A 25451-nucleotide genomic window follows, 5' to 3' on the forward strand; every position below is an offset into this window, starting at 1 on the left:
GGCCGGTTAGCTTTCGCGTTTGCGCAGGGCGAGATCGAGGAAGAGCAGCGCGGCGGAGATCAGCAGCAGCATCGTCGCGACGGCGGCCATGGTCGGGTCGAGCTTGTCGTTGATGCCGTCCCAGATCCGGCGCGGCAGGGTGAAGATCGAGCGGCCGGCGATGAACAGCACGATCAGCAGTTCGTCCCAGCTATGGATGAAGGCGAAGATCGCGCTCGATGCCACGGCGGCCTTGATGTTGGGCAGCAGCACCAGCCGGATCGACTGGGACATGGTCGCGCCCAGGCTGCGCGCCGCCTGATCGTAGCGCAGGTCGAAGCTCGCCAGCGCCGTCGAGACGATCACGACGACGTAGGGGATCCCCGTCACGACATGGGAGATGATCACGCCGAGATAGGTGCCGAGCAGCTTCAGGTCGACGAGCAGGCGGTAGAAGCCGAGGACGTAGACGATGGTCGGCACGATCATCGGCAGCAGCATCAGCAGGCGCACGGCCTCGCTGATGCGGTTGCCGAGCCGCCAGCAGCCGATCGCGCAGAGCGTCCCGAGGCTGACCGCGAGCAGCGTCGAGATCGAGGCGATGATCAGGCTCTGGGTGAAGCTCCAGAGCCATTCGCGGCTGGTGAACAGGTTGGCGTAGTGCCGGAGCGAGATGCCGTCGACCGGCATCGACAAGTAGTCCTGGTCGGTCAGCGAGATCGGCACGATGACCAGCAGCGGCAGTAGCAGGAAGCAGATCACGACCCAGGACGCGATGCGGGTCGGGGCGGTCGGCGTCAGCGCGGCATCGCTCATTTCGCACCGAACAGCTTGCGCAGGTCGAGCACGCGCGAGACGACCGCCAGCAGCAGCGCGATGATCATGACCAGCGTCACCGCAAGCGTGGTGCCGAGCCCCCAGCGCAGCACCTCGATGATCTGGATGCTGATGTATTCGGTGATCATCATGCTGCGCCCGCCGCCGAGCAGCGCCGGCGTGATGTAGAAGCCGAGGGAGAAGATGAACACGAGGATCGCGGAGGCGACGATGCCGGGAATGCTGAGCGGCAGGTAGACCATGCTGAACGTCTGGCCGCGTGTGGCGCCGAGGCCCCGCGCCGCCAGCATCAGCGAGCCGTCGATGCTGCGCAGGCTCGCCGCCAGCGGCAGGATGCCGTAGGGCAGCATGTAGTGCACCAGGCCGACGACCACGCCGAACTCGTTCCAGAGCAGGGGCAGGGGGGCATCGATCAGGCCGGCCCCGGCAAGGGCCGAATTGATCAGGCCGTCGCGCCTGAGCAGCGTGATCCAGGCGAAGGCCCGCACGAGCGCCGAGACCCAGAGCGGCAGGATGATCCCGAGCAGCATGACGCGTTGCGCCCGCGGGCCGGCATGGACCCAGCAGTAGGCGACGAGATAGGCGAGCACGACGGTGATGACGGTCGTGATGACGCAGATGCGCAGCGTCGTCAGCGCGACCCGCGTCACCGACGGGCTCAGCAGCAGCGCGTAGTTGCCGAAGCCGGGCTTCGGCTCGGTGAAGCTGATCCAGAAGACCTGGAGCAGCGGATAGAGGTAGAAGGTCAGGAGCAGCACCGTCGCCGGGGCGATCAGCACGTAGAAGGCGGCGTTGTCGCCGAGTTGGAAACGCCGGCGCCGGAGCTGGCTGGGGGCGCGGTCCAGATAGCCCGGGGAAGCGGCGTCCTGCAGGGCGCTCATCGGGCGTTCCGCCGGCTCACGACGCAACCACGACCGAGGCGTCCTCGTCCCAGCCGATGGTGATCGACTGACCGATGGACGGCGCCTCGCGGCGCCAAGTCGGAGCGTCGAGCACGATGCGCCCGACATGCTCGACATCGACCTGCAGGTGGTAGTGGCCGCCATGATAGCTGAAGCTGGCGATCCGGCTTTCGAGCCGGTTATCCGCGGTCTCGGCTTCGGTCAGGATCCGGATCTTCTCCGGCCTGATGGTGACCGTGACGCTGTCCCCGTCGCGCTGTTGCGGGCCGCCCGACTGGCTCAGCAGGGTCGCTCCGGCGCGATAGGCGAAGGCATCGCGCCGGGCCTGCTCGACCGTGCCCGAGATGAAGTTGCTCTGCCCCAGGAAGCCGGCGACGAAGCGCGTGGCCGGGCGTTCGTAGAGCGTCTCGGGCGTGCCCATCTGCACCAGCCGCCCTTCCGACAGGATCGCGATCTCGTCCGACATCGCCAGCGCCTCCTGCTGGTCATGCGTGACATAGATGAAGGTCAGGCCGACGCGGCTGTGAAGATCTTTCAGCTCGGCCTGCAGGTCGTGCCGGAGGTTCTTGTCGAGCGCGCTCAGCGGCTCGTCGAGGAGCACGACGCTCGGCTCGAAGACGAGCGCCCGTGCCAGCGCTGCCCGCTGCTGCTGCCCGCCCGAGAGCTGCCGCGGCAGCCGGTCGGCGAAGCGCTCGAGCTGGACCATCTCCAGCGCGCGCCGGACTGAGTCTTCAATCTCCGTGCGCGGCCGATGCCTGACCCGCAGCGGGAAGGCGACGTTCTGTGCGACTGTCAGATGCGGGAACAGGGCGTAGCCCTGGAAGACCATGCCGAATTCACGCCGGTCGGGGGGCAGGTGGTTGATCGGCTCGCCATTGAGCCTGATCTCGCCTGCGGTCGGTGAGACGAAGCCCGCGATCGACATCAGCACGGTCGTCTTGCCCGAGCCCGACGGGCCGAGCAGCGTGACGAACTGACCGCTGCCGATGGCAAGCGAGACGTCGCGGATGGCAACGGCGTTGCCATAGGTCTTGGTCAGGTTCTCGACCGAGATCGCACCGGCGAGCGCCGGTTGCCCCGCGCTGGCCAGGCGGCGGACGGGGCGATCGAACACATCCCGGACGGCATGCGTGAAGTTCAACTGCGACCTCGCTTCCCTGCTGTCTCAAGCAAGTGCCACGCCAGAGCCGGTCTCACAGGAAGACCACGTCCGGGCTCAAACCCAGCATGAACTGGCCGACCGTCTCGAAATGCGCTCGGCGGCCATGCAGGTGCTGCGAGATCATGTGCATGTCGCGGAAGCGCCGCTCGAACGGAGCCGAGGTGAAGACTGCACTGGTGCCGGCAGCGTGGTAGCACTGCTCGACCACCGTCTTGGCTTCCTGGATGGCGTGGCTGGCGGCGAGCCGGATCGACACGCGCTGGGCGAGGTCGATCGTGCCGCTTGACTGCATCGCCGCCCACACCTCCGAAAACGTGCCGTGAAGTAACATCCGGGCGGCGCGCAGCCGGGCATCCGCCTCCGCCACCAGCGCCTGCACCACCGGGGATTCAGAGAGGGGCCGCTTCTGGCCGCGGACCGTCTTCTCCTGGGCCAGCGCAATGAGCGCGTCGAGCATGCCCTGGGCGACGCCGAGCGAGGCGCTGCCGAAGCCGCCGGCCCAGAGCGAGTCCGGCGGCAAGGCGTAGAGCGGGCTGCGGGCATGCGGCTGAGCCAGCGCTCCGAACTGGAACGAATGGCTTTCCGGCACGAAAAGTTCGGAGACCGCGTAGCTGTCGCTGCCGGTACCCTTGAGGCCCATGACCTCCCAGGTCTCGGAGAAGGTCGCCATCCCCTGGGGAAACAGCATCATCCGCGCCATCGGTTGGCCGTTGGCATTGCGCAGCGGCGTGCCGCCGGCATCGCAGAGCGTGCAGGAGCCGGCGAGCCAGGTGGCGTGGCGGCTGCCGCTGCCGAACGACCAGTTTCCCGAGATGAGATGGCCGCCGCTCACCAGCAGGGCCTGCCCGCCACCGAAGCCGGAGGCGAGGATCGCGCCCGGATCGGCGAAGATCTCCCGGGCGACCTCGAGCTTCAGCGATGCGGCCGCAGTCGAGCAGACCGAAGTCTGCGACAGGCACCAGGCCGTGCTGGCGTCGGCATTGGCCATAACCTCAAGCACGGAGAGGAAGGTTGTCGGCGATACCTCCTCGCCACCGACGGAGGCGGGCATAAGCAGCCGGAACAGCCCGGCCTCGACCAGCGCATCGACGAGTGGCTGTGCCAGGCGCCTCAGCCGTTCGCTCTCCGGCGCGGCGGCGGCGGCCATCGGCGCAAGCCGGATGGCGCGGTCTACCGGAGACTCGGTGATCAGTTTCTCTGGCTTGTTCAAGGTCATCGCCTCACTCCGCCAGCTGTGCGAGTGCGGCCTCGACAGCCTCAGCCGAAACGGCTTCGACATCCCTGCCGATGACCGAAGGGCTGAAGCACATCAGCGACAGGATCTCGAAGAGCATCTGCGCTCCGGCATGGGCTGTGTTGGTCGTGGCGTCGTACTGGGGCGCCACCTCGACGACATCCGCGCCGATCAGGTCGAGCCCCTTCATGCCGCGGATAAGCGCCAGCGCCTCACGCGTCGTCAGGCCGCCGATCTCGGGCGTGCCCGTGCCCGGCGCGAAGGCGGGATCGAGGCTATCGATGTCGAAGGAGAGATAGACCGGGCCGTCGCCGACGACCTCGCGGGCCTTGGCCACGATCGCGTCAGTGCCCAGACGCGTCACGGCATTGGCATGGATCACGGTCATGCCGCTATCGGCCGAGAACTCCCAGAGGTATTCGGCGGCGCCGCGAATGCCGATCTGGATGGTGCGCTGCGGGTCGAGCACGCCGTCCAGCACCGCGTTGCGGAACGGGCCGCCGTGGTGGAACTTGGTATGGTCATAGAGGCCGCCGGTGTCGCAATGGGCATCGATATGGATCATGCCGACGGGGCGGTCCCGGCCGATGGCTCGCAGGATCGAATAGCTGATCGAGTGATCGCCGCCGATCGAAACGGGTATCACGCCCGCCGCGACGATGCGGCTGAGGCAAGCCTCGATATCGGCATGAGCCATGGCGAGGTCGTAGCGGCTGCGGAAGGGAACGTCGCCGATATCGGCCACGCGCAACTCGGCGCCGGGCGTGCAACCGAGTGCATCGTTATAAGGACCGATCCGCTCGATCGTCCGCAGCGCGCGCGGCCCGAAGCGCGAGCCGTTGCGATTGGTCACGCCAAGATCCATCGGGATGCCGAGCAACGCGACCTGGAGATCGCCCAAATCCGGAGCGGCCATGTCGATCGGCTTGTGGGGCAGCGACAGGAAGGTGGGAATGCCCGAGAACGGCAGGCTGCGGGTGCCGGACTTGTCGAAGATGCGGTCCGCAACCTTGCGGAACCGCGGGTCGAACAGCTCGCCGCCATGGGCGCCCGTGTACTTCCGGCGCAAGCGTTCCAGGTTCGAATGGTCCATGCCGACCTCTTGGCATGCTTCATGCCGTGCAGGCTGAAGCGAAGGCGGAAACGCGCCTGGCACCGGGCCGTCAATCCGAACGCAGAAGCGGCTCGGATCGGTTAGTCGCAGTATCTCAGGCCTTCCGAGGTGCAGTATTTTGAGATCGCTCACGACAGCGCAATTGATAAATGCTGCTCGGCGATGTGAGGAAAGGTAACGGCGCCATGGCACCCAGACTTCCGCCGCTCAACCCTTTGCGCGCATTCGAAGCCACGGCTCGGCATCTTTCCGTCACCAAGGCTGCGAACGAGCTCTACGTGACTCATAGCGCCATCAGCCATCAGATCAGGGCGCTCGAAACCACGCTCGACGTGAAGCTGTTCTACCGCGAAGGCGCGCGTCTCAGGCTTTCCGCCCAGGGCTCGGCGCTGCTGCCCTCGATCAGCCAGGCGTTCGAGACGATCGCGGAGGCTACGAACCGGCTGCGACGGACCTCGATGGAGGGCGACCTGACGATCAGTTGCGTTCCAGCGCTGCTGTCATTCTGGCTTTTGCCTAGAATTGCGACATTTTCGGCTCAGTTTCCGGGCATTCGATTGCGCGTTTCGTCATCGAACAATCCCGCCGACGTGAGTTCGACCGCCATCGACCTTTGCATTCACTATGGCGACGGAAGCTGGAGCGGAGTTTGGGTCCGCGAGTTGACCACCATCAACCTTTTCCCGGTCTGCAGCCCGAGATTGCTGAAAACCGCCCATCTGCACGATGTCCAGGACCTCGCGCAGCAAGTGATCCTGCACGGCGACGCCGGGCGCGAGTGGAGCCGCTGGTTCGCGGCGTCCGGAGCCACCAACGTGCTGTCGCAGGCGCGCCAGCACTTCATGTCCGACGCCAATCTGGCAATTACTGCCGCGATGTACGGGAACGGCATCGCGCTGGGCGACAGCGTGACCGTGCGCGAGCCACTGGCGAGCGGCCGGCTCGTCGTGCCGCTGGATATCACCGTCCCGGCGACCGACGCCTTCTTCCTGATCTGCCGCAACGAGATTAGATCGACGCCTCTGGTGCAGGCATTCATCGAGTGGGTGGATGCGGATCTTGCGGGAACGGAATTGGCCGAGGTGCGTGTGGCGCTGGCGGAGAGGGGCGGCTTGCACCACGGCATCGTGCCGGCAGAGGCAAAGTAACGCTGTGAGTTTTTCTTATGGGCGATGAGCGCTTGGCGGCGGACTGCTGATTTAGAATATCTCATGGCCAACCCAATCCGGGCGGTAGCAGCCAAACAGGGGCTGAGATGGAATCCTGTGCCGCCTCGGTTTTGGACTGGCGGAAACCGCATCTCTGCATCACCAATTCGGGCCGGCACACACCGCCGGACGATCAAGTTGCTTTCGAAGTTGAAATCCTCGTGAGCCCGAAATTTACGGTGCTCTTCATTCAGTTCCGCTGGTGATCGAGATGCACTCCCGCCAAGACTCCTCAATGCCGCGGGCCAAACATCCCGCGGAAAATTGATGAACTATGCTCCCCAGACTGGTTCGCTCGGTACCGCGTCGTCAGCGGCCGCTTTCGAGGACCGGGGCGGCAACGATGGGCAGCAAGCTTGCTGGTCCGCCGCCCAATGCGAGGCCCGATCTCAACCCTAGATCGCCGTGCGTCCTATCGGACGCAAGGCGATCTAAGTCTTTGTTATTGCATCGGATTATTCCGGAAATCGGATTCCACTTTTCGATCCGATGCCCTAATACAACAGCCAGCTTGCGTGCTGCGTGACCGTGCCGTCCGCCTCGTGCAGCACCTGCTCCTCATGCTGCAATTGCCAATGCGCGTCGTAGTCGCGGATGATCGTCGCATCGCCGTCCTGGATGACGACCTTGGCGTCGGTCAGGTGCCAGTCGCCGTCATAGGTCTCGTAGGTGGTCTTGCCGGCATCCTTGGTGATGACCTGGGCGTGTTCCAGGTGCCAGTTGAAGCTGAAATCCTCGATCACGATGCGGCTTTCGCCGATGGTTTCGACATGGGCCGAGATCAGGGCCTTGCCCGGGCCGTAATCCTCGACGCTGATGCGCGCGCCGGTATGCGTCTCGACGTGCTCGGAGAGCAGGGTCCAGTTGCCGTCATAGCTCGACGTGGTCGTGCGGCTGTCGGACTGGGTCTGCTTGACGGCTGAGACAAGATTCCAGTCGCCGTCGTAGTTCTCGGTGAGCGTCTGGCCCGGCGTGTTGGTCACGACGGTTGCCGAGAGGGGGATGCCGCCCTCGCCGCGATGTTCGGTGACGGTGCGCTCGTCGCTGGTGGTGACGATCGTGCCGGACTTGAGCACCCAGCCCGGGCCGTAATCCTCGACCGCCGTGCGCGAGCCGTCGGCCGAGACGGTCTCGACATGGGCCGAGACCAGCGCCCAGTTCGCGTCGTAGTCGGCGACGGAGTCCTTGCCTTCGGTGTGGATCTCGCGATGAGCGGAGAGCAGGGTCCAGTTGCCGTCATATTGCTCGGTCGTGACCTGTCCGTCGGCGGTGGTGACGACGGTGCCGGAGAGCGTGACGTTGCCGTCGCCGCGATGCTCGGTCACCGTGCGGTTGCCGCTGATCTCGACCACCGTGGCCGAGAGCGGATGCCAGTTCGCGCCGTATTCCTCGACCGCGTGGCGCGTCGGGCTGTTGGTCTCGACATGGGCCGAGACCAGCACCCAATTGGCGTCGTACTCCTCGATCGAGGTCTTGGCGTCGCTGTGGATCTCGCGATGCGCCGAGAGCAGCGTCCAGGTGCCGTCATAATGCTCGGTCGTGACCGAGCCGGGGCCGGTGGTCACCACCGTGCCGGAGAGCGTGACGTTGCCGTCGCCGCGATAGGTCGTGACCGTCCGGTCGCCGCTGGTCTCGACGATCACCGCCGAGAGCGGATGCCAGTTGGCGCCATACTCCTCAACGGTGGTGCGGTTGGCGGTGTGGGTCTCGACATGGGCCGAGACGAGCTTCCAGTTCTGGTCGTAGTCCTCGACCGAGGTCTTGGTCGCCGTGCTGATCTCGCGATGGGCTGAGAGCAGCTTCCAGCTGCCGTCATAATGCTCGACGGTGACCTGGTCGGTCCCGATCGTCTTCGTCTCCGCCCATTGCCGGACGCCCTTGGCGTCGAGATATTCGGTCTTGGTGACGTTGCCGCTCGTGATCGCGACGAGCGAGTGGTCGAGCGTCCCGTCCAGGGCGAAGCTCAGGGTCGTGACCTTGTCGCCGGCGGTCAGGACCGCTGTCGCGGCGATGCCCGTCGCGTCGAAGGCGTGGACCGCGGTCTGCTTGTTCGCGGCGTCGAAGCTCTGGGTCAGCGTGACCGTGCCGATCTTGCTCACCTTCTCCGAGCCGAGCAGCTTCCAGGCCGCGTCGTAGAACTTCGTCGTGGTGACGTCGCCGGTGACGGTGACCTTCTCGCCGGAGAGGGTCTTCAACTTGCCGTCGAGATGGGTGATCGTCGTCGTGTCGCCGCTGACGACGAAGGTTTCCGCCGAGAGGAGCACTCGCCCGGCTCCGAGATGCTCGACCGTGGTCTTGCTGCCCGAGATCGTGGTGACGGTGCCGGATTTCAGCAGCCAGTCCGGGCCGTAATCCTCGATCGCGATGCGCGTCGCCGTGCGGGTCTCGACATGGGCGGAGAGCAGCTTCCAGTTCTGGTCGTACTCTTCGATCGAGGTCTTGCCGCTGGTCGTGATCTCACGATGCGCCGATGTCAGCTTCCACGCGGCGTCGTAGTGTTCCGTCGTGACGGTATCGGCCGTCTTCGTCACCACCTCGCCCGAGAGCAGGACGCGGTTCTCGCCGAAATGCTCGGTCACGGTGCGGCCGCCGCTGGTGGTGACGACCGTCGCGGATTTGACGATGCCGCCGGGGCCAAGGTCCTCGACCGAGCGGCGCAGGCCGTCGGCGCTGACCGTCTCGACATGGGCGGAGACCAGGACCCAGTTGGCGTCGAAATCCTCGACGGCATTGGTCGTGGCCGTATGGGTTTCGCGATGGGCGGAGAGCAGGGTCCAGTTCGCGTCGTAATGCTCGGTCGTGACCTTGCCGGCGCCCGTCGTCACGACCTCGGCGCCGGTGCGCAGGCCGCCCGCGTCGAAGAACTCCTTCGTCACGACGTTGCCATGCGTAACGCTCGCGACCGAATGGGTCAGCGCGCCGCTCGCATCGAAGCTCGAAGTCGTCGTCTTGCCGGCCTTGGTCACGGCAACGTCGACTGGCGTTCCGTCCGCAGCGACGGCCGTCATCGAGACCAGATTTCCGGCTCCGTCATATATCTGCTTAAGCGTTATGCCATCGACGATGGTGATTGCACATTTCGAGAGCAATTCCCCATCTGCTCCAAAGGTCTTATCGATTTCTATATCGGCTGAAACGAGTTGCTTCACCTCGTTGTAGAAGCTGACGATCTCGACTCCGTCGGCGTTTTCGGCGACGACAATTTCCAGTGTGCGGGAGCACACTGCCGCTACTGCTTGAGTCATGACTAGCCCCACCAACACACCGCGATGTTGATTAAGCAAATGTTAAGCCAACTTTTCTTTGGGTAAGCTTTATGATCTTTCGCGAATGGCGTTCAGCGCTCGCGAAAAGTTCGGCCGAGCTGGGTGCTGATCGGCTTCAGCAAGAAGGCGATCGGCGTCCTCGCCTCGGTCTCGATGAAGGCTTCCGCCTGCATGCCGGCGATGACGCGCAGTGGCGCGAGCCGCGCGACCTCGCTGCGCGGCAGCGCGACCCGGACGATGTAGTAGGCCGTGCCCTGGCGCTCGTCGCGGGTGATGTCCGGGCTCTCGCGCAGCACGGTGCCGACGAGCTCGGGATTGCTGGACTGGTTGCCGGCCTGCACCTTGACCCGCACCGTCTGGTCGAGGTTGATCTGGTCGATATCGGTCGGCGAGACCCTGATCTCGAGCTGAAGGTCGTCCTCGCGCGGCACGATCAGCATGGCCGGCTCGCCGGGCTGGAGCACGCCGCCGACCGTGTGCACGGCAAGTTGGTGGACGATGCCGCTGCTCGGCGCGCGCAGGTCGATGCGCCTGAGTTGGTCCTGCGCCGCCGAGCGCCGCTCGACCAACTCGCCCTCGCGTCCCTGGATCTCGCGCAGCTCCTTCATCGCCTCGGCGCGCTGGTCCTCGTCGATCTGGATGATCTGCAGCTCGGTTTCGGCGATCTTGCCTTCGGATTGCGCGGCGCCGGCGATCAGCTGGCCGCGCTGCCCCTCGATGCTGGCCTGCTCGCGCTGCAGCGTGCTCAGGCGCGTCAGCTGGATCAGGTTGCGCTTGTACAGGTCCTCGACGCCGACGAGCTCGACGGCGATGATGGCGGCCTCGCGCTCCTTCGCCGCCTGCTGCGACCTGAGTCCGGTGATCTCGTCGCGCAACTGCATCACCCGCTTGCGCAGTTGCGCGCGCTGGCCGTCGCGCGCGCCGCGCCGGACCTCGAACAGCCGCGTCTCCGCCGCGATCAGCCGGGTGATCGCGGGCTCGTCCCGGCGCGCTTCGAGTTCGGGTGTGACCTGGAGCGCCTGCGCGCCGTCGCGCTCGGCCTCAAGCCGGAGCGTGCGGACGGCGAATTCGTCGAGCTGCTTGGAGACGATCTGGTAGTTCGCGCGCGCCACGGTCTCGTCGAGCCGCAGCAGGATGTCCCCGGCCTCGACGCGCTGGCCCTCGCGGACGAGAAGCTCGCCGACGACGCCGCCGCTGGGATGCTGCACCTTCTTGACGTCGCTGGCGACGACGAAGTTGCCGGAGGCGGCGACCGCGCCTTGCAGGGTCGTCGTCGCCGACCAGAGGCCGAGCGCGCCGGCGAAGACCGCGATCACGGTGAGGCCGATGCGCTGCTGTCGGCGCAGGGAGCCGACATAGTCTGGCCTGGCGGTGATGAGGTTGGCAGCGCTCATGCCGGCAGCGCGCGGGCCGGGCGCGTCCCGATGGCAGGCTGGATCAAGCTGTGCAGCACCTCGTCGCGCGGGCCGAAGGCGGCGATCTGCCCGTCCTTCAGGATCGCGACCAGATTGACGGCGACCAGCGCCGAGGGCCGATGGGTAATGATGACCGCGACGCCGCCGCGCGCCCTGACGGCGCGGATCGCCGCGTTGAGCGCCTCGTCGCCTTCGCTGTCGAGATTGGCGTTGGGCTCGTCGAGCACGACGATGAAGGGATCGCCATAGAGCGCGCGCGCCAGCGCGATCCGCTGGCGCTGGCCGCCGGAGAGGGCGGCACCGGCCTCGCCGATCGGCGTCTCGTAGCCCTGGGGCAGGCCGAGGATGAGCTCATGCGCGGCGGCGGCGCTGGCGGCCGCGATGATCGCGCCGGGTTGGGGCGCGGCGTCGAACCGGGCGATGTTCTGCGCGATCGTTCCGTCGAAGAGCTCGACGTCCTGCGGGAGGTAGCCGACATGCCGGCCGAGATGCTCGCCCCATTGGTCGAGGGCGGCGCCATCGATGCGGACGCTGCCCTTCAATGCCGGCCAGACGCCGACCAGCGCGCGCGCCAAGGTCGACTTGCCCGAGCCGGTGGGGCCGATGATGCCGACGGCATCGCCTGCGGCCATGCGCAGGAAGGCCCCGCTCACGACCGGCCTGGCCTGTCCAGGAGGCGCGACGAAGACGGTGTCCGCCAACAGCTCCCGCACAGGCGCCGGCAGCGGCAGCCGCTGCTCGCGTGGCGGGACCTGCGCGAGGCTGCGCGCCAGCCGGTGATAGCCCTGGCGCGCGGCGACGAAGCCCTTCCAGTGGGCGACTGCGGTCTCGATCGGCGCGAGCGCGCGCGCAGTCAGGATCGATCCGGCGATGATCGTGCCGGAGGAGATCTCGCCGTGGATGGCGAGATAGGCGCCGAGCCCGAGCGCGGCCGATTGCAGGACCAGCCGGAACACCTTGGCGAAGGCGCCGATGCCGCCGACGACATCGCTGGCGCGCAAGGTCTCGCTGACATGGCGTTGGCTGATTGCGGTGTAGCGTTCGAGGAAGGCCTGGCGCATGCCGAGCGCGGCCATGGCCTCGGCATTGCGCTTCGTGGTCTCGATCAGCTCCGCGCGCCGCGCGCCGATCTCGGCCAGCGCCTGCGCGGGCGCCCGGCTGCGCTGCTCGGTGAGCAGGGCGAGCGCGACGATGACCAGCGCGCCCCCCACCGCCAGCCAGCCGAGCCAGGGGTGCAGCAGGAAGCTGACGACCAGGAAGATCGGCATGAACGGCATGTCGAACAGGGCCGTCGGCCCCAGCCCGGAGAGGAAGCCGCGGATCTGGTCGAGGTCGCGTATCGCGGTCGTCGCCTCGCTGCCGCGCAGCCCGCGGAGCGGAAATTCGGCCACGGCCTGGTAGACGCGCGGCGCCAGCAACTGGTCGAAGCGCGCGCCGATCCGCGCCAGCATGCGCGAGCGCAGGCCATCGAGCGCGCCTTGCAGCAGGAAGGCGGCCAATACGATCGCGGACAGGGCAATGAGCGTCGCGACGGACCTGCTGGTCAGGACGCGGTCGTAGACCTGCAGCATGTAGAGCGAGCCGGTCAGGTAGAGGATGTTGACCAGGCCGGAGAAGATCGCGACGCCGCCGAACCACGGGCCGCAGGCGCGCAGGGCCTGCCAGACCTCCCGGGATTCGCCATTTCGCGGCGCGTTGCTCATCTCACGCTACAGCTCCCTTGCGACAAGGCCCGGCGCGGTGCCGGAACTGTAGGCGATCCCGCGATCGTTCACAGCAAGAAAGTGAGGTATGCAATACTTGAGCCAGCTACTTTTCTGCTTTCTTGCGGAGTAGTCCGCTGAGCTTTCCCGTTTGGCTGATGTGATCAGGCGAAGCTCTAAATCATCAGCTCGAAGTGAATGCGCGCCCGGCCGGCTCCTTCGCGGGCAGGCTTGCAAGCTTCAGCTTGGAGCCGGGCGCGGGCCAAGCCGAGCGTCGGCTTTCGGTAGAGATCGCCGGTCGGGCTGCCTGACCGCACGGCGCCGGATCAGGCGACGAGGTCACGCGCCGGCACGGCCTCGCCGCGCGAGACGCAGAGGATGTTGCCGAACATCTGGTTCACCGTCTTGGCGAAGTTGTCGGCGGCGATCGCCGCCAGATGCGGCGTCACTACGAGGTTGTCGAGCGTGAGCAGCGGGCTGTCGGCCGGCAGCGGCTCGACCGAGAACACGTCCATCGCGGCGGCGTGGATCTCGCCGGAGCGCAGGGCATCGACCAGGTCGGGCTCGACTACGACGCCGCCGCGCGCGACGTTGATCAGAACCGCTGTCTTCTTCATCGCGGCGAAGGCGGCCTTGTCGATCATGTTGGCGGTTTCGGGCGTCAGCGGGCAATGCAGCGAGACGATGTCGGACTGCGCCAGCAGGTCGGGCAGCGAGGCGTGCCTGACGCCGAGCGCGGCCTCCTCGCCGGCGTCGAGCGGCTGGCGCTTCGAGTAGAGGATCTTGCAGCCGAAGCCCTGGAGCAGCCTGGCGACGTTCATGCCGATGGCGCCGAAGCCGACGATGCCGACGGTCTTGCCGGAGAGCATGAAGGTCTCGCCCGGCAGCCGCCCGCCGCGCCACTCGCCCTGCTTCAGCTCGGCATGGCCATAGGAGATGAAGCGCAGCGCCGAGAGCATCAGCCCGAGCGTGAACTCCGCGACCGGTATCGCGTTGCTGCCCGTGGTGCGCGCGACCCTGATGCCGAGCGAGCGGGCCGTCTCGACGTCGAGATTATCGATGCCGACGCCCCATTTATGCAGCAGCTTCAGCTTCCTGGCGGCGCGCAGCACGTCGCCGGAGACGCCGACCTGGCCGGCGATGGCGTAGTCTGCGTGCTCGATGATCTCCTTCAGGTGCTCGTCGCCGCGCGCGGTGCCATGAGTGAGCGCCATGCCGGGCGGCAGCAGGGCGCGCAGCTTGTCGGCGCGCTCCGGCGTCATCGGGTCGAGAACGACGATGGTCTCAGTCATGTCCGGTCCAGTGTCTTGAAGGGTCAATTGGTCGAGAAGCTGACGCCGGCACGCGCCAGCCCGCCGGAGATCGCAACCGGCGTGCCATCGGCGCGCCAGCAGGCCGCGCCGGTCAGCGTGCCGTCCGGGTTGAAGGCGATGGCGTTCATGCCGCCGGCGACGCGCTGGACGCGGGCGATGACGTGGCCGCGCGCGGCGAGTTCCGCGGCCACGGCGTCGGGGATCGCCGCCTCCAGTTCGAGCGCGCCGCCCTCGGTCCAGACGCGCGGCGCCTCGACCGCCTCCTGCAGGCTCATGCCGTGGTCGATCAGGTTGACGATCGCCTGCAGGGCCGAGGGGAAGATGCGCAGCGCGCCGGGCAGGCCGAGCGCGAAGGCGAGCTTGCCGTCGCGCAGGGCCATCATCGGCGCCATCGAGGTGAAGACGCGCTTGCCGGGCGCGATCGAGAGTGCGCGGCCGGGATGCGGATCGAAGTTGAACATGTAGTTGTTGGCGATCATCCCGGTGCCGGGGATCTGGGTGCAGGCGCCGAACAGGCCGTTGATCGTCTGCGTCGTCGCCACGACATTGCCGGCTGAGTCGGCCACCGTGACATGGGTGGTATCGGCCGATTCCCCGCCCGATATCCCGGCGGCCCAGCGCTTGGCCTGCCCCATCTCGATCTGGGCGCGGCGCTCGCGCGCATAGGCCTTGTCGATGAGTTGCTCGACCGGGACCTTGATGAAGGCCGGATCGGCCGTTGCCACCGCCCGGTCGGCGAAGGCGATCTTCAGCGCTTCCGCCAGCAGGTGAACGGCATCGGCCGAGCCGAAGCCGAGCGCGCCGATATCGTAGCCCTCGAGGATGTTGAGCATCTGGACGATATGCACGCCCGACGAGGAGGGCGGCGGCGGGCCGACGATCTCGTAGCCGCGATAGAGGCCGCGCACCGGCTCGCGCTCCGCGACCTTGTAGGCCGCGAGATCGGCCTGATCGATCAGGCCGCCATTCTCCGCCATGAAGTGCGCCAGCGCCTCGCCGAGCGGGCCGCCATAAAGGGCGGCCGGGCCGTTCGCGGCGATCAGCTTCAGGCTTCGGGCATAATCGGCCTGCACCAGCCGGGCCCCAGTGGCGAGCGGCTGGCCGGCGGGCAGGAACAGCGCGGCGAGGCCGGGATCACGCGCGAGGTCGGCGATGTGGTCGGCGATGCAGGCGGAGAGGTAGGGGCTGACGATGAAGCCGCGCTCGGCCAGCGCGATGGCGGGCTGCAGGACCTCGGCAAGCGGCAAGGTGCCGAAGCGCGCCAGCGCCTCGCACCAGCCGGCGAGCGCGCCCGGCACCGCGACAGCCTTGGGGCCGATCAGGTTGAGCCGGTCGCGCACGTCGCGCGCCTTGCCGATCTCGTGCGAGAGCGGCTCGTACATCGTGGCACTGGCTTTGGCCGGCGCGGTCGAGAGCCCATCGAGCACGACATGGCGGCCATCGGCCATGCGGATATGGGCGACGCCGCCGCCGAGGATGCCGACCATCATCGGCTCGACCACCGTCAGGGCGAAGAGCGAGGCGACGGCCGCGTCGACGGCATTGCCGCCGGCGAGCAGCATCTGCGAGCCCGCCGCCGAGGCGAGGGGATGGTTGGTGACAACCATGCCGCGCGAGCCGGTGGCGGGCCGCTTCTCGCAGGTGAATTCGGCGACGCGGGGCGGGAGGGGGGCGGAGTTCACAGGTTGCCTCGATTGATCTGCTTCATGGCGTGGGGCGCCATCTTGGTCGTGCTGGAGGGGCGGCGATCGTCTCGCGGACTCTCCTCAGTGTCTGACCGATAAAGAAAGCGATGATTTCAACGGTTTGAGAGTTGAACACAACGGTGCCGTCATCCCGGGCAAGCGCAGCGCAGTCCCGGGATCCATCGTAGAGCGCGGTTCCCTACGATGGATCCCGGAGCTCCGCTTCGCTGCGTCCGGGATGACGGCGCGTTTGAGCCGGATGAGACATCCTTGAAATCGCATAAGGCATTTCAGACCGGCCACTCGGAACCGACCTCTCAGGCTTCGACCTTGCCGGCGAAATGCGCGACGAAGCGGGCGCAGATATCGGTCAGCTTCTCGGTCAGCGCCGCGCCGGTCTCGGCCGAGCACAGCCGGGGATCGCCCTTGGCGACACCGAAATTATAGGTCTCGTCGTATTCGTTGGGCATCGCCACCTCGGCGCCCTCGAAGCTCGCGGTGCCCAGCCCGGTGAATTGCAGGTCGAGGATCGGATCGCGCTTCAGCGGCTTGCCGTCCGGGATCAGGTCCTTGCGGATCAGCTCGGGGAAGAGATGCAGGCCGATGCTGGTCAGCGGATCGGCGCCGTGGCCCGCGACCGCGGCGGCTTTCTCGGCGCCAAGGATGCCGGGCAGCAGGCCGTAGCCGATGCGCCAGAGATAGAGGCTCGGCAGCACGATCTGCTCGCGCAGGTAGAGTTCGCGCGCGACCTCGGCGATCGGCCCGACATTGCCGCCATGGCCGTTGATCACGATGAGGCGGGTCAGGCCGTTGCGGTGCAGCGAATCGACCATCTCGGCGATGACCGTGGTCAGCGTCGCCTGCGAGATCGCGATGCCGCCCTTCATCGAGCCGAACCAGTCGGCACCGCCGAAGGGCAGGACGGGCGCGACCAGCGTGCGCACGCCGGCCTTCGAGGCGCGGATGGCGGTCAGCTCGGCGATCTTCTCGGCCAGCAGGTAGTCGCCCATCGGGGCATGCGGGCCCTGATCCTCATGGCTGCCCATCGGCAGCAGGATGACCGGGTTCTCGTCGAGGAGCTTGCGCGCCTCGCCGCCGGTGATGGTGCCCATATGGACGAGCGGGTCGGTCTTGGTGGCCATGGGTCGTTTCCTGGTGGTTGGTTACAGGATTGGGACAGGCTCAGCGGCCTGCCCTGCGGAAAACGGGTGGCGCGGCTGCGGGCTTCATTTGGCCGCCTCCGTGGTGCGTGGGTCGACCGCGTCGCGCAGGGCGTCGCAGAGCAGGTTCATCGCCAGGATGGTCAGGGTCAGGGCGGCGCAGGGCCAGAGCAGCAGCAGCGGCGCCTGCTCCATGGTGGCGCGCGCGCCGCGGATCATCAGGCCCCAGGACGGGGACGGCGGGACCACGCCGAGGCCGAGGAAGGACAGGCCGCTCTCGATGACCACGGCGGCGGCGACGGTGAGCGACAATTGCACCAAGACCGGCCCGGCGATGTTGGGCAGCACCGTGCGCAGCAGCATGTACCAGGTCGAGGCGCCGAGCGCCCGCGTCGCCTCGACATAGTCGCGCCCGCGCACTGCCCGGACCTCGGCATAGGTCACCCGCGCGAAGCCCGGCAAATAGAGCACCGAGAGCACCAGGATCAGCGTCGCCGCGCCCGGGCCGAGCAGGGTCACGACGAGCAGCGCCAGCAGCACCGGCGGAAAGCACAGGATGACGTCCATGCTGCGCACCGAAAGGAAGGCGACGACGCCGCGCGACCAGCCGCCGATCAGCCCGAGCAGGATGCCGGCGACGCCTGCCACCAGCGCCGCGGCGAAGGCGACGCCGAGGCTGGTGCGCGCACCCCAGATCAGGCGCGAGAGCACGTCGCGACCGAACTCGTCGCGGCCGAGCCAGGCGCCCGGCATCGGGCCGGAGAGGCGGCGGGCGATGTCCTGCCGAACCGGATCGGGCAGGCCGAACAGAGGGGCGGCGAGCGCGGCGAGGATGATCAGGGCGACGAGAGCGCCCGGGAGCCAGAGCCGCTTCATGACGCGCTGACCCGCGGATCGAGCGTGGCATGGAGGAATTCGACGATCAGGTTGATCAGCAGGAAGAGCACGGAGATGGTCAGGACGATGCCGACGACCATCGGGTAGTCGCGACCCTCGACCGCGCGCAGCAGCGGCGTCGACAAGCCTGGCCAGTTGAAGACGTATTCGACCAGCACGGTGCCGCCGAGCAACGTGCCCATGTGCAGGCCGAGCACGGTGATGACCGGGTTCAGCGCGTTGCGCAGCACGTGGACGAAGAGCACGCGGCCCGGCGCGAGCCCCTTGGCGCGGGCGGTGCGGACATAGTCGTTCGCCAGCGCGTCGAGCATCGCGGCCCGCGTCATCCGGAACAGCACGGCGGCGAGCCCCTTGCCGATGGCGATGGCCGGCAGGGTCAGGAGCTTGAGGTGCAGGACGGGGTCCTGCGTCAGCGGGGCAAAGCCGCCGGCCGGCATCAGCCTGAGCGTCTGGGCGAAGATCAGTACAAGCAGCGTGCCGACGACGAAGACGGGGACGGCCAGCAGCAGGGCGGTGACGCCCGACGCGACCTTGTCGAAGGTGCCGCCGCGATGCAGCGCGGCATAGACCCCGGCCGGCACGCCGACGACGATCGCAAGCAGCGTCCCGGCGAAGATGAGCTCGAGCGTGCGCGGCAGCCGCAGCGCGATCTCGCTCAGGACCGGATAGTCGTCGACCAGCGAGTTGCCGAGGTCGGCCCGGAGCAGCCCGCTCAGGAAGGCGCCGTATTGCACCAGGATCGGCCGGTCGAGCCCGAGCTTCTCGCGCAGCTCGGCGACCGAGGCGGGGTCGGGCGAGATGCCGCCGGTCGAGAGCAGCAGCTCAGCCGGATCGCCCGGCACCATGTGCAGCGCCAGGAAGACGATCGTCGCGACGATCCAGGCCAGGACCAGCGCGGTCGCAACGCGGTGCGCGAGCCAGGCCGCATTCATCCGAAGAAGGTTTCCTCGAGCATGCAGCCGGACGATGTCGTCAGCGCTCCCGGCAGGTTGGTGAAGCCCTTGACGCCCTTGTCCATGCCATAGCCCTGCGAGCGCCAGGCCAGGCCGACGAGCGGCACCTCCTCCAGCGCCGCGCGCTGCATGTCCTTGTAGATGGCGACGCGCTTGGCCTGGTCGAACTCGGCGCGGCCCTTGGCGAGCGCTGCGATGGTGCGGGGAGCGTCGACCTTGAAGGAGCGGCCATGGCTCGGCGAGAGCGTGGTGTCGAGCACCACGGTCAGCCCGTCCGGGTCGTTATTGTCGGCGGAGACGCCGTGGATGGCCATGTCGTACTGGCCGCGCGAGCCGCGGCTGACGCGGGTCGACCAATCCGGCAGCTGCAGCTCGCACTGGATGCCGACCGCGGCCAGGTGCTGCTGCACCACTTCCGCGGTGTCCTTGTGCATGCCGAACTGCGCGGTGGCGAGCAGCGTCGTCTGGAAGCCGTTGGCGAAGCCGGCCTCGGCGAGCAAGGCCTTGGCGCGGGCGGGGTCGTAGTTCCAGCCATGCGCCAGCTCGTTGTCGTACCAGGGCGTGCCCTCGACGATGGGCAGGCCTTCGAGCGACTTGCCGCGGCCGAAGAAGGCGGCCTTGACGATATCGTCGCGCTTGATCGCATGGGCGACGGCGCGGCGCACGCGCGGGTCGTTGAAGGGCGGCTTGGTGCCGTTGAACAGCACGTCCATGAACGGCCCCTCGACCGAGTCGAGCTTGAGGCGCGGATCGGCCTCGACGGCCGCCATCGACTGCCAGGGCACGTATTCGATCATGTCGACATCGCCCGAGACGAGCGCGGCATTGCGCAGGTTCTCGTCGGCATAGACGATGAACTTGATGCCCTTCAGCTTGGGGAAGCCGGGCTTGTAGAACTTGTCGAAGGCGACGAGGTCGAGCGAGGTGCCACGCTCCTGGCCGGTGAGCCGGAAGGGGCCGGCGCCGATCGGCTCGTTCGCAGCCGATTTCCGCCAGATGATGAAGGTGTTGTAGTTGCCGAACCAGGTCGGCAACGTCGCCTCCGGCTGCTTGGTGACGAGGCGGATGGTGCGCGGATCGGGGATCTCGATGCGCTCCACGCCCTGGAACTGGGCGCGCATGTAGGCGGTCGACTTCTCGCCGGCGATCTGCTCGATCGACCACTTCACGTCCTCGGCGGTGACCGGCTCGCCGTTATGGAAGAGGCAGCCCTGGCGCAGCTTGAAGACCCAGGCGCCGTCGCCGTCGATCGACCAGGATTCCGCCAGCTCGCCGCGCAGCTCGCCATTGGGGCCATAGCCGACGAGGCTGCGGTTGATCAGCATCTTGACCGTGCCGGCCGAGGCGCCGGTGCTGACCCAGGGCTGGAGATTGGGCGGGAAGGCCGAGAGGCCGTAGCGAATGATGCCGTTGGCGCGCTGGGCCAAGGCTGGCCGGGAGAGGAGCCCCGTGGTCAGCAACGGCGCTGCAAGACCTGCTCCGAGAACGGTGCGGCGTGAGATCGTCATCGGCTGATGCTCCCCTTATGGCGGGTGGCTGTGGCGTTCCCTTGTCCAGCAAGAAGAGCGCCATTCCGCATCGTCCGCCACCCATTTGATGCATGGCCTCCATGCGTCATGTATACGTGGTGGATGTTTTGCCGTCGACGGCCTAGCTGGCTATAGATCATGACGGGAAACCGGGGCGGATGAGACAACCATGAGGCGGCGCGAGGCGCAGGAGCCGGCCGGAAAACCTGCGCGCGAGCAGGTCTACCTCTACGTGCGCGAGCAGATCCTGCGCGGGCGCTTCACCGGCGGGTCGTTCATCGAGGAGGAGCAGATCTCCTCGGCGATGGGGGTGTCGCGCACGCCGGTGCGCGAGGCGTTCCACCGGCTCGAGGCCGAGCGCTTCATCGACCTGCTGCCGCGCCGCGGCGCGCAGGTCAGGCAGGTGACGGCGCAGGAATTGGCGGATCTCTACGAGACCCGGCGGATGATCGAGGGCTACGCCGTCGCGCGGATCTGCCGCGAGAAGATCGCGGTGCCGCCGGAGATGGCGGTGATCCTCGACAGGATCGAGGAGAGCGCCGGCGGCGACCATTTCGAGCGGGTCGAACTCAACCGGCGCTTCCACTTCACCATGATCGCCGCGCTCGGCAACGACGTGCTGTCGGAGCTCTACCAGTCGCTGGGATCGCGCCAGCAGCGCGTCGCGATGACGGCGCTGGCCGCGGACCCGAACCGGATCGACCGGATCAGGGACGAGCACAGGACGCTGCTCGCCGCCCTGCACGCGCATGACGAGGGCGCGGCGCTGGCGGTGCTGGAGCAGCACCTGCGCCCGGTGTTCGGCGTGGTCTCGCGCCTGCCGGGATATGCGCTTGCCGAGGGCGGCGCGCAGGACTGAGGTCTGCTGCGACCAAGCGGCAACCTCTCCGCGTCATCCCGGACAAGCCGCGAAGCGGCGCCGCTCCGGGATCCATCGTAGGGAACTGCGCTTTACGATGGATCCCGGAGCTCCGCTTCGCTCCGTCCGGGATGACGGCGCTTGATTCTGGCAAATCACAGCATGTTCGAGCCGCCCGCCGGATCAGGCCTCATAGCCGAAGGGGTCGTCCACCGAATGGGCAGGCTGGGTGAACCAGTGGGCGCCATCCTCGGCCATGTAGATGATGTCCTCCAGGCGCACGCCGAACTCGCCGTAGATGCAGATCATCGGCTCGTCCGAGAAACACATGCCGACCTGCAGCGGCGTCTTGTTGCCCTTGACCATGAAGGCCTCCTCGTGGACGTCGAGGCCGAGCCCATGGCCGGTGCGGTGGGGCAGGCCGGGCACCTTGTAGCCCGGGCCGAAGCCGGCCGCCTCGATGACGCCGCGGGCGGCGGCATCGACCGCCTCGCAGGGCGCGCCGAGCACCGCGGCTGCGAAAGCGGCGAGCTGCGCCTTCTTCTCCAGGTTCCAGATCTCGCGCTGGCGGGCATTCGCCTCGCCGAAGATGTAGGTGCGGGTGATGTCGGAGCGGTAGCCGCCGACCTTGGTGCCCATGTCGATCAGCACCATGTCGCCATCGGCGAGCGTCTGCGGATAGGGCACGCCATGGGGATAGGCGGTGGCCTCGCCGAACTGGGCGGTGCCGCTGGTCCAGCTCATCCCGAGCTTGCGATGGGCGCGGTCGAGGAAGTCGATGGTCTCGGTCGTGGTGACGCCGACCTGGAGGGCGCGGGCGGCGGCGCGGTGGACCTCCATGGTCACGTCCATGGCGCGCTGGATCAGTGCGATCTCGGCCGATGACTTCAGCTGCCGGCAGGTGGCGGTGACCGGGCTGCCGCTGGTGAAGGAGTAGCGGTTGCCGGCCTTGCGCAGGCCGTCGACGATGAAGAAGGGCGTGTGCGGGTCGAGCGCGACAGAGCCGCTCTCATAGCCCATGCTGCGGATGGTATCGACGACCAGCTCGGTCGGGTCCTCATGCTCCTCCCAGCAGCGGACATCGTCGCCGAAGCGCATCAGCTCGCGCGTCTTCGGCTCCTCGAAGGTGGGGCTGAGATAGACGACCTCGCCCTCGGCCGGGATGATGGCGCCATGCAGGCGCTCGGTCAGGCCGAGCTGGATGCCGGTGAAGTAGTTCAGGCTGGTCGAGGTGTCGAGATAGAGCGCCTGCAGCCCCTGCTCGCGCAGCAGAGCCTGTGCCTTCTCGATGCGGGCCTTGTATTCCGTCACCGCGATCGGCTCGATGCCATCCGTCATCGGCTTCAGCTTGGCGAGTTCCTCCGCGAAGCTCGACCCACCCACTCCGATCGTCATGCGTCCTGGTCCTCGTCATCGGCCCGACGCTTTCAGTCGCGCAAGGGGCGTTGCAATGCGCCGCGTCCGACGTCAGGGGGCTTGTGCTGATCCTGCGTCACCGGCGGCCAAATCTGTCCGAGCCCGCGCGCAGTTCCTAGCCGTGCTGGACGCAGGCCGGGCATGAGTTGATGCAGTGGCTTGCGATGGAGCGGGACGCTTCAACCCGCCTTCAGCGAGAAACCGCCATCGACGACGAGGTGCTGGCCGGTGATGAAGGAGGCTTCGGGCGAGGCCATGAACAGGATGGCGGCGGCGATGTCCTCCGGCTCGGCGAAGCGCTGGAGATAGGTGCCGGCGAGCATGCGGTCGCGCACCTCCTGCGGCAGGGCGCGCAGGATGTCGGTGTTGGTATGGCCGGGCGCGACGGCGTTGACCGTGATCGCCGGAGCCAGCTGCTTGGCCAGCGTCTTGGTCAGGTTCACCACGCCGGCCTTGGCGGCGGAATAGTCCATCACGCCCTCGCGGCCGCACTGGTCGAGCCCGCGCACCGAGGTGACGTTGATGATGCGGCCGCTGCCTTGCGCCAGCATATGGGGCGCGACGGCCTGGCAGCAGAGGAAGACGCTGACGAGGTTGGTGTTGAGCGTCTGGAGCATCTCCTCCGCCGTGCGCTCCTCGAAGGGCCGGGGATGGCTGGCGCCGGCATTGTTGACGAGGATGTCGATGCGGCCGAAGCGCGCCGCGACCTCGCCGATCGCCCGCTTCACGTCATCGGAACTGGTCACGTCGCCGAGCACGGTCTCCATCGTCAGACCCTCGGTGGCCGAGCGCGCCTTCATCTCGGCGAGGCTGGTCTCGCCCTTGCCCATGATGGCGACGCGGGCGCCCTCCTGGGCGAAGCGGCGGGCGGTCGCCGCGCCGATGCCGCGTCCTCCGCCAGTGACGAGGGCGGTCAATCCTGCGAGCCGTGCCATGGGTATGTATCCTTCAGAAGCCGTAGAGTGCGGTGGGGTTGTCGACGAGGATGCGGCGGCGCGTCGCCTCGTCGCCGGCCCAGTCGAGCAGCAGGTCGAGGAGGCCCGCGTCGTCGGGCTTGTCCGTGAGCGCGAGATGCGGCCAGTTCGTCGCCCAGACCATGCGCTCGGGCGCGGCGCGCACCAGCGCCTTGGCGAGCGCGCCGACATCGCCGTAGAGCGGTGCGCCGAGCTTCGAGGTCTCGTAGGGCGCGGACAGCTTCACGTAGACGCGGCCGGTCTCGACCAGGTCGAGCAGGCAGCGGAAGGCTGGGTCATCGACCGCGACGGGCTCCAGGTACTTGCCGACATGGTCGATCACCACCGTGCAGGGCCAGGCGCGGATCTGCGCGGCGTAGTAGGGCAGGCGGCGGCCGTCGCACTGGAACTGGACGTGCCAGCCGGCCTCATGCGCCTTGGCGGCGATGGCGTCGAACTGCTCGATCGGCACGGCTGCGCCGCCAAGCAGGTGGAAGCGGGCGCCGCGCATGCCGGCCGCGGTCATGCGGGCCATCTCGTCAGGGCTGATCGAGGCATCGACTACCCCGACTGCGCGCGCCGTATCGAGTCCGAAGGCCGCGACGGCGTCGAGCGTGCAGCGGTTGTCGGTGCCGTAGGCGGTGGGCTGGACCACGACCGTCCTGGTGAGGCCGAGCCGGCGCATCACCTCGCGATACTCGGCGACGCCGGCATCGGGCGGCTGCGCCAGCGCGGTCGGCGCCAGCGGATAGCGCTGGTCGAGGATGTGGATGTTGGTGTCCACGGCTCCGGGCGGCGCCTTGAGGCGCGGCCCGGGCGATGCGGCGGGATCGATCATCGCATTGCCTCTTTCAGCGGCTCTTCCGAACGTTTGGTCGGGAACCTGGATGGTGAAACACCTCCCTTCCCCCTGGCGGGGAAGGGTAATGGGGATGGGGGGCGAACGACGGGGGTGAAGCGCTGCTTGTCGAGGCGAAACGGCAAAATACGGAAACGATCGCCTCGACTTTTCGCCCCCCACCCCAACCCCTCCCCGCAAGGGGAGGGGCTCCCGCGCCCCACCCGGCTTACGGCATGTACTGGCCGCCATTGACCTCGATGATCTGGCCGGTGACGTAGCCGCTGGCCGCATCCGAGGCGAGGTAGAGGAAGGCGCCGGTGCATTCCTCGGCGACGCCGAGCCGGTTCATCGGCACGGTCGCCTGCATGGCGGCGAGCTGCTCGGGCGTCGAATAGCGCTTGTGGAAGGGCGTGGTGATCACGCCGGGCGAGACGGCGTTGACGCGGATCTTGGCGCCGGCGAGCTCCTTGGCCCAGCCGCGCGTCGCGGTCGAGACGAAGCCCTTTGACGCCGCATAGAGCACCGCGCCGCCGCCGCCGCCATTGCGGGCCGCGATCGAGGTGACGTTGATGATGCTGCCGCCAGTTCCCTGCGCCTGCATGTGCCTTGCGCCCTCGCGGACGAAATGGATGACGTGGCGGATGTTGAGGTCGATGACGTCGTCGATCAGCGCGTCGTCATAGTCGCCGATCGGCACGCGCCTCACCAGGCCGCCGGCATTGTTGACGAGAACGTCGAGCCGGCCGAGCCCGGCGACCGCCTCAGCGACGATGCGCGCGGCCGAGCCGTCCTTGGTGACGTCGCCGCCGACGAGGATGGCGGTGCCGCCGGCCGCCTTGATCTTGGCCGCGACGGCCTCGGCCTTGTCCTTGCTCGCGTTGTAGTGGACCGCGACCTTGGCGCCGGAGCGGGCGAAGCCCTCGGCCGCGGCGGCGCCGATGCCGGTGCTGGCGCCGGTGATCAGGACCGCCTTCCCCGCCAGGTCGGGAAAGGTCGGCGCGGCAGCTGAACTCGTCATGGCAAAC

At 67.6% G+C, this 25451-nt stretch carries 20 protein-coding genes; 2 read left to right on the forward strand and 18 right to left on the reverse strand.

From position 1 onward, the window contains the following. Positions 1-6: 6 nt before the first annotated feature. The 5 genes from DWF00_RS14985 to speB are packed head-to-tail and all read right to left on the reverse strand — an operon-like array spanning position 7 to position 5207. Positions 7-795: an ABC transporter permease gene (locus tag DWF00_RS14985; protein WP_114829557.1), complete on the reverse strand. Its 789-nt coding sequence runs from the start codon at positions 793-795 to the stop codon at positions 7-9. Continuing rightward, a complete protein-coding gene (locus tag DWF00_RS14990; RefSeq protein ID WP_114829556.1) occupies positions 792-1697 on the reverse strand; it encodes an ABC transporter permease in 906 nt (301 codons plus the stop codon). Before DWF00_RS14990 ends, DWF00_RS14985 begins: the two co-directional genes overlap by 4 nt. Positions 1698-1713: 16 nt before the next feature. Continuing rightward, positions 1714-2859 carry an ABC transporter ATP-binding protein gene (locus DWF00_RS14995; RefSeq protein ID WP_210207888.1) on the reverse strand — a complete coding sequence of 382 codons (1146 nt, stop codon included), beginning with the start codon at positions 2857-2859 and terminating at the stop codon, positions 1714-1716. 52 nt (positions 2860-2911) lie between these two features. Then, positions 2912-4096, reverse strand: coding sequence for an acyl-CoA dehydrogenase family protein (locus DWF00_RS15000; protein ID WP_181832660.1), 1185 nt, complete (start codon positions 4094-4096; stop codon positions 2912-2914). Between the two features lie 4 nt (positions 4097-4100). Next, positions 4101-5207, reverse strand: coding sequence for an agmatinase (gene speB / locus DWF00_RS15005; protein WP_114829554.1), 1107 nt, complete (start codon positions 5205-5207; stop codon positions 4101-4103). Between the two features lie 170 nt (positions 5208-5377). Between speB and gcvA the strand changes: the two genes are divergently transcribed. Then, positions 5378-6376 carry a transcriptional regulator GcvA gene (gene gcvA / locus DWF00_RS15010; protein ID WP_114829553.1) on the forward strand — a complete coding sequence of 333 codons (999 nt, stop codon included), beginning with the start codon at positions 5378-5380 and terminating at the stop codon, positions 6374-6376. 554 nt (positions 6377-6930) lie between these two features. On the opposite strand, the gene DWF00_RS15015 is transcribed toward gcvA, so the two are convergent. From DWF00_RS15015 to DWF00_RS15055, 9 genes are all read right to left on the reverse strand, one after another. After that, complete coding sequence (locus DWF00_RS15015) at positions 6931-9444, reverse strand: hypothetical protein (protein ID WP_114829552.1); 2514 nt, start codon at positions 9442-9444, stop codon at positions 6931-6933. A gap of 329 nt (positions 9445-9773) precedes the next feature. Next, positions 9774-11096, reverse strand: a complete 1323-nt coding sequence (locus DWF00_RS15020) for an HlyD family type I secretion periplasmic adaptor subunit (protein WP_114829551.1) — start codon at positions 11094-11096, stop codon at positions 9774-9776. Beyond that, positions 11093-12820: a type I secretion system permease/ATPase gene (locus tag DWF00_RS15025; RefSeq protein ID WP_114829550.1), complete on the reverse strand. Its 1728-nt coding sequence runs from the start codon at positions 12818-12820 to the stop codon at positions 11093-11095. Before DWF00_RS15025 ends, DWF00_RS15020 begins: the two co-directional genes overlap by 4 nt. Positions 12821-13146: 326 nt before the next feature. Next, on the reverse strand, positions 13147-14112 hold the full coding sequence (locus DWF00_RS15030) for a 2-hydroxyacid dehydrogenase (protein WP_114829549.1): 966 nt from the start codon (positions 14110-14112) through the stop codon (positions 13147-13149). A gap of 23 nt (positions 14113-14135) precedes the next feature. Then, the gene (ggt, locus tag DWF00_RS15035; protein WP_114829603.1) at positions 14136-15740 is read right to left on the reverse strand and encodes a gamma-glutamyltransferase; all 1605 of its coding nucleotides are present in this window, start codon (positions 15738-15740) and stop codon (positions 14136-14138) included. 395 nt (positions 15741-16135) lie between these two features. Next, positions 16136-16960, reverse strand: a complete 825-nt coding sequence (locus DWF00_RS15040; RefSeq protein ID WP_245973951.1) for a creatininase family protein — start codon at positions 16958-16960, stop codon at positions 16136-16138. An 84-nt stretch (positions 16961-17044) separates the two neighbouring features. Continuing rightward, on the reverse strand, positions 17045-17854 hold the full coding sequence (locus tag DWF00_RS15045; protein ID WP_114829548.1) for an ABC transporter permease: 810 nt from the start codon (positions 17852-17854) through the stop codon (positions 17045-17047). Further along, positions 17851-18807 (reverse strand): ABC transporter permease, encoded by a 957-nt coding sequence (locus tag DWF00_RS15050; protein WP_114829547.1) that lies wholly within the window; start codon positions 18805-18807, stop codon positions 17851-17853. Before DWF00_RS15050 ends, DWF00_RS15045 begins: the two co-directional genes overlap by 4 nt. Then, positions 18804-20336, reverse strand: coding sequence for an ABC transporter substrate-binding protein (locus tag DWF00_RS15055; protein WP_114829546.1), 1533 nt, complete (start codon positions 20334-20336; stop codon positions 18804-18806). Before DWF00_RS15055 ends, DWF00_RS15050 begins: the two co-directional genes overlap by 4 nt. A gap of 190 nt (positions 20337-20526) precedes the next feature. Here DWF00_RS15055 and DWF00_RS15060 point away from each other — a divergent pair, with 190 nt between their 5' ends. Beyond that, entirely contained in the window at positions 20527-21216 is a 690-nt protein-coding gene (locus tag DWF00_RS15060) for a GntR family transcriptional regulator (RefSeq protein ID WP_114829545.1), read from the forward strand. Between the two features lie 183 nt (positions 21217-21399). Here DWF00_RS15060 and DWF00_RS15065 read toward each other — a convergent pair whose 3' ends face one another. From DWF00_RS15065 to DWF00_RS15080, 4 genes are all read right to left on the reverse strand, one after another. Beyond that, complete coding sequence (locus DWF00_RS15065) at positions 21400-22611, reverse strand: M24 family metallopeptidase (RefSeq protein ID WP_114829544.1); 1212 nt, start codon at positions 22609-22611, stop codon at positions 21400-21402. Between the two features lie 200 nt (positions 22612-22811). Beyond that, positions 22812-23567: an SDR family NAD(P)-dependent oxidoreductase gene (locus DWF00_RS15070; protein WP_114829543.1), complete on the reverse strand. Its 756-nt coding sequence runs from the start codon at positions 23565-23567 to the stop codon at positions 22812-22814. 13 nt (positions 23568-23580) lie between these two features. Next, positions 23581-24423, reverse strand: a complete 843-nt coding sequence (locus tag DWF00_RS15075) for an amidohydrolase family protein (protein ID WP_114829542.1) — start codon at positions 24421-24423, stop codon at positions 23581-23583. 229 nt (positions 24424-24652) lie between these two features. Further along, a complete protein-coding gene (locus DWF00_RS15080; protein WP_114829601.1) occupies positions 24653-25444 on the reverse strand; it encodes an SDR family NAD(P)-dependent oxidoreductase in 792 nt (263 codons plus the stop codon). Positions 25445-25451 lie beyond the last annotated feature (7 nt).

The organism is Allobosea caraganae, from assembly GCF_003351345.1.
GTDB classification, from domain to species: Bacteria; Pseudomonadota; Alphaproteobacteria; order Rhizobiales; family Beijerinckiaceae; genus Allobosea; species Allobosea caraganae.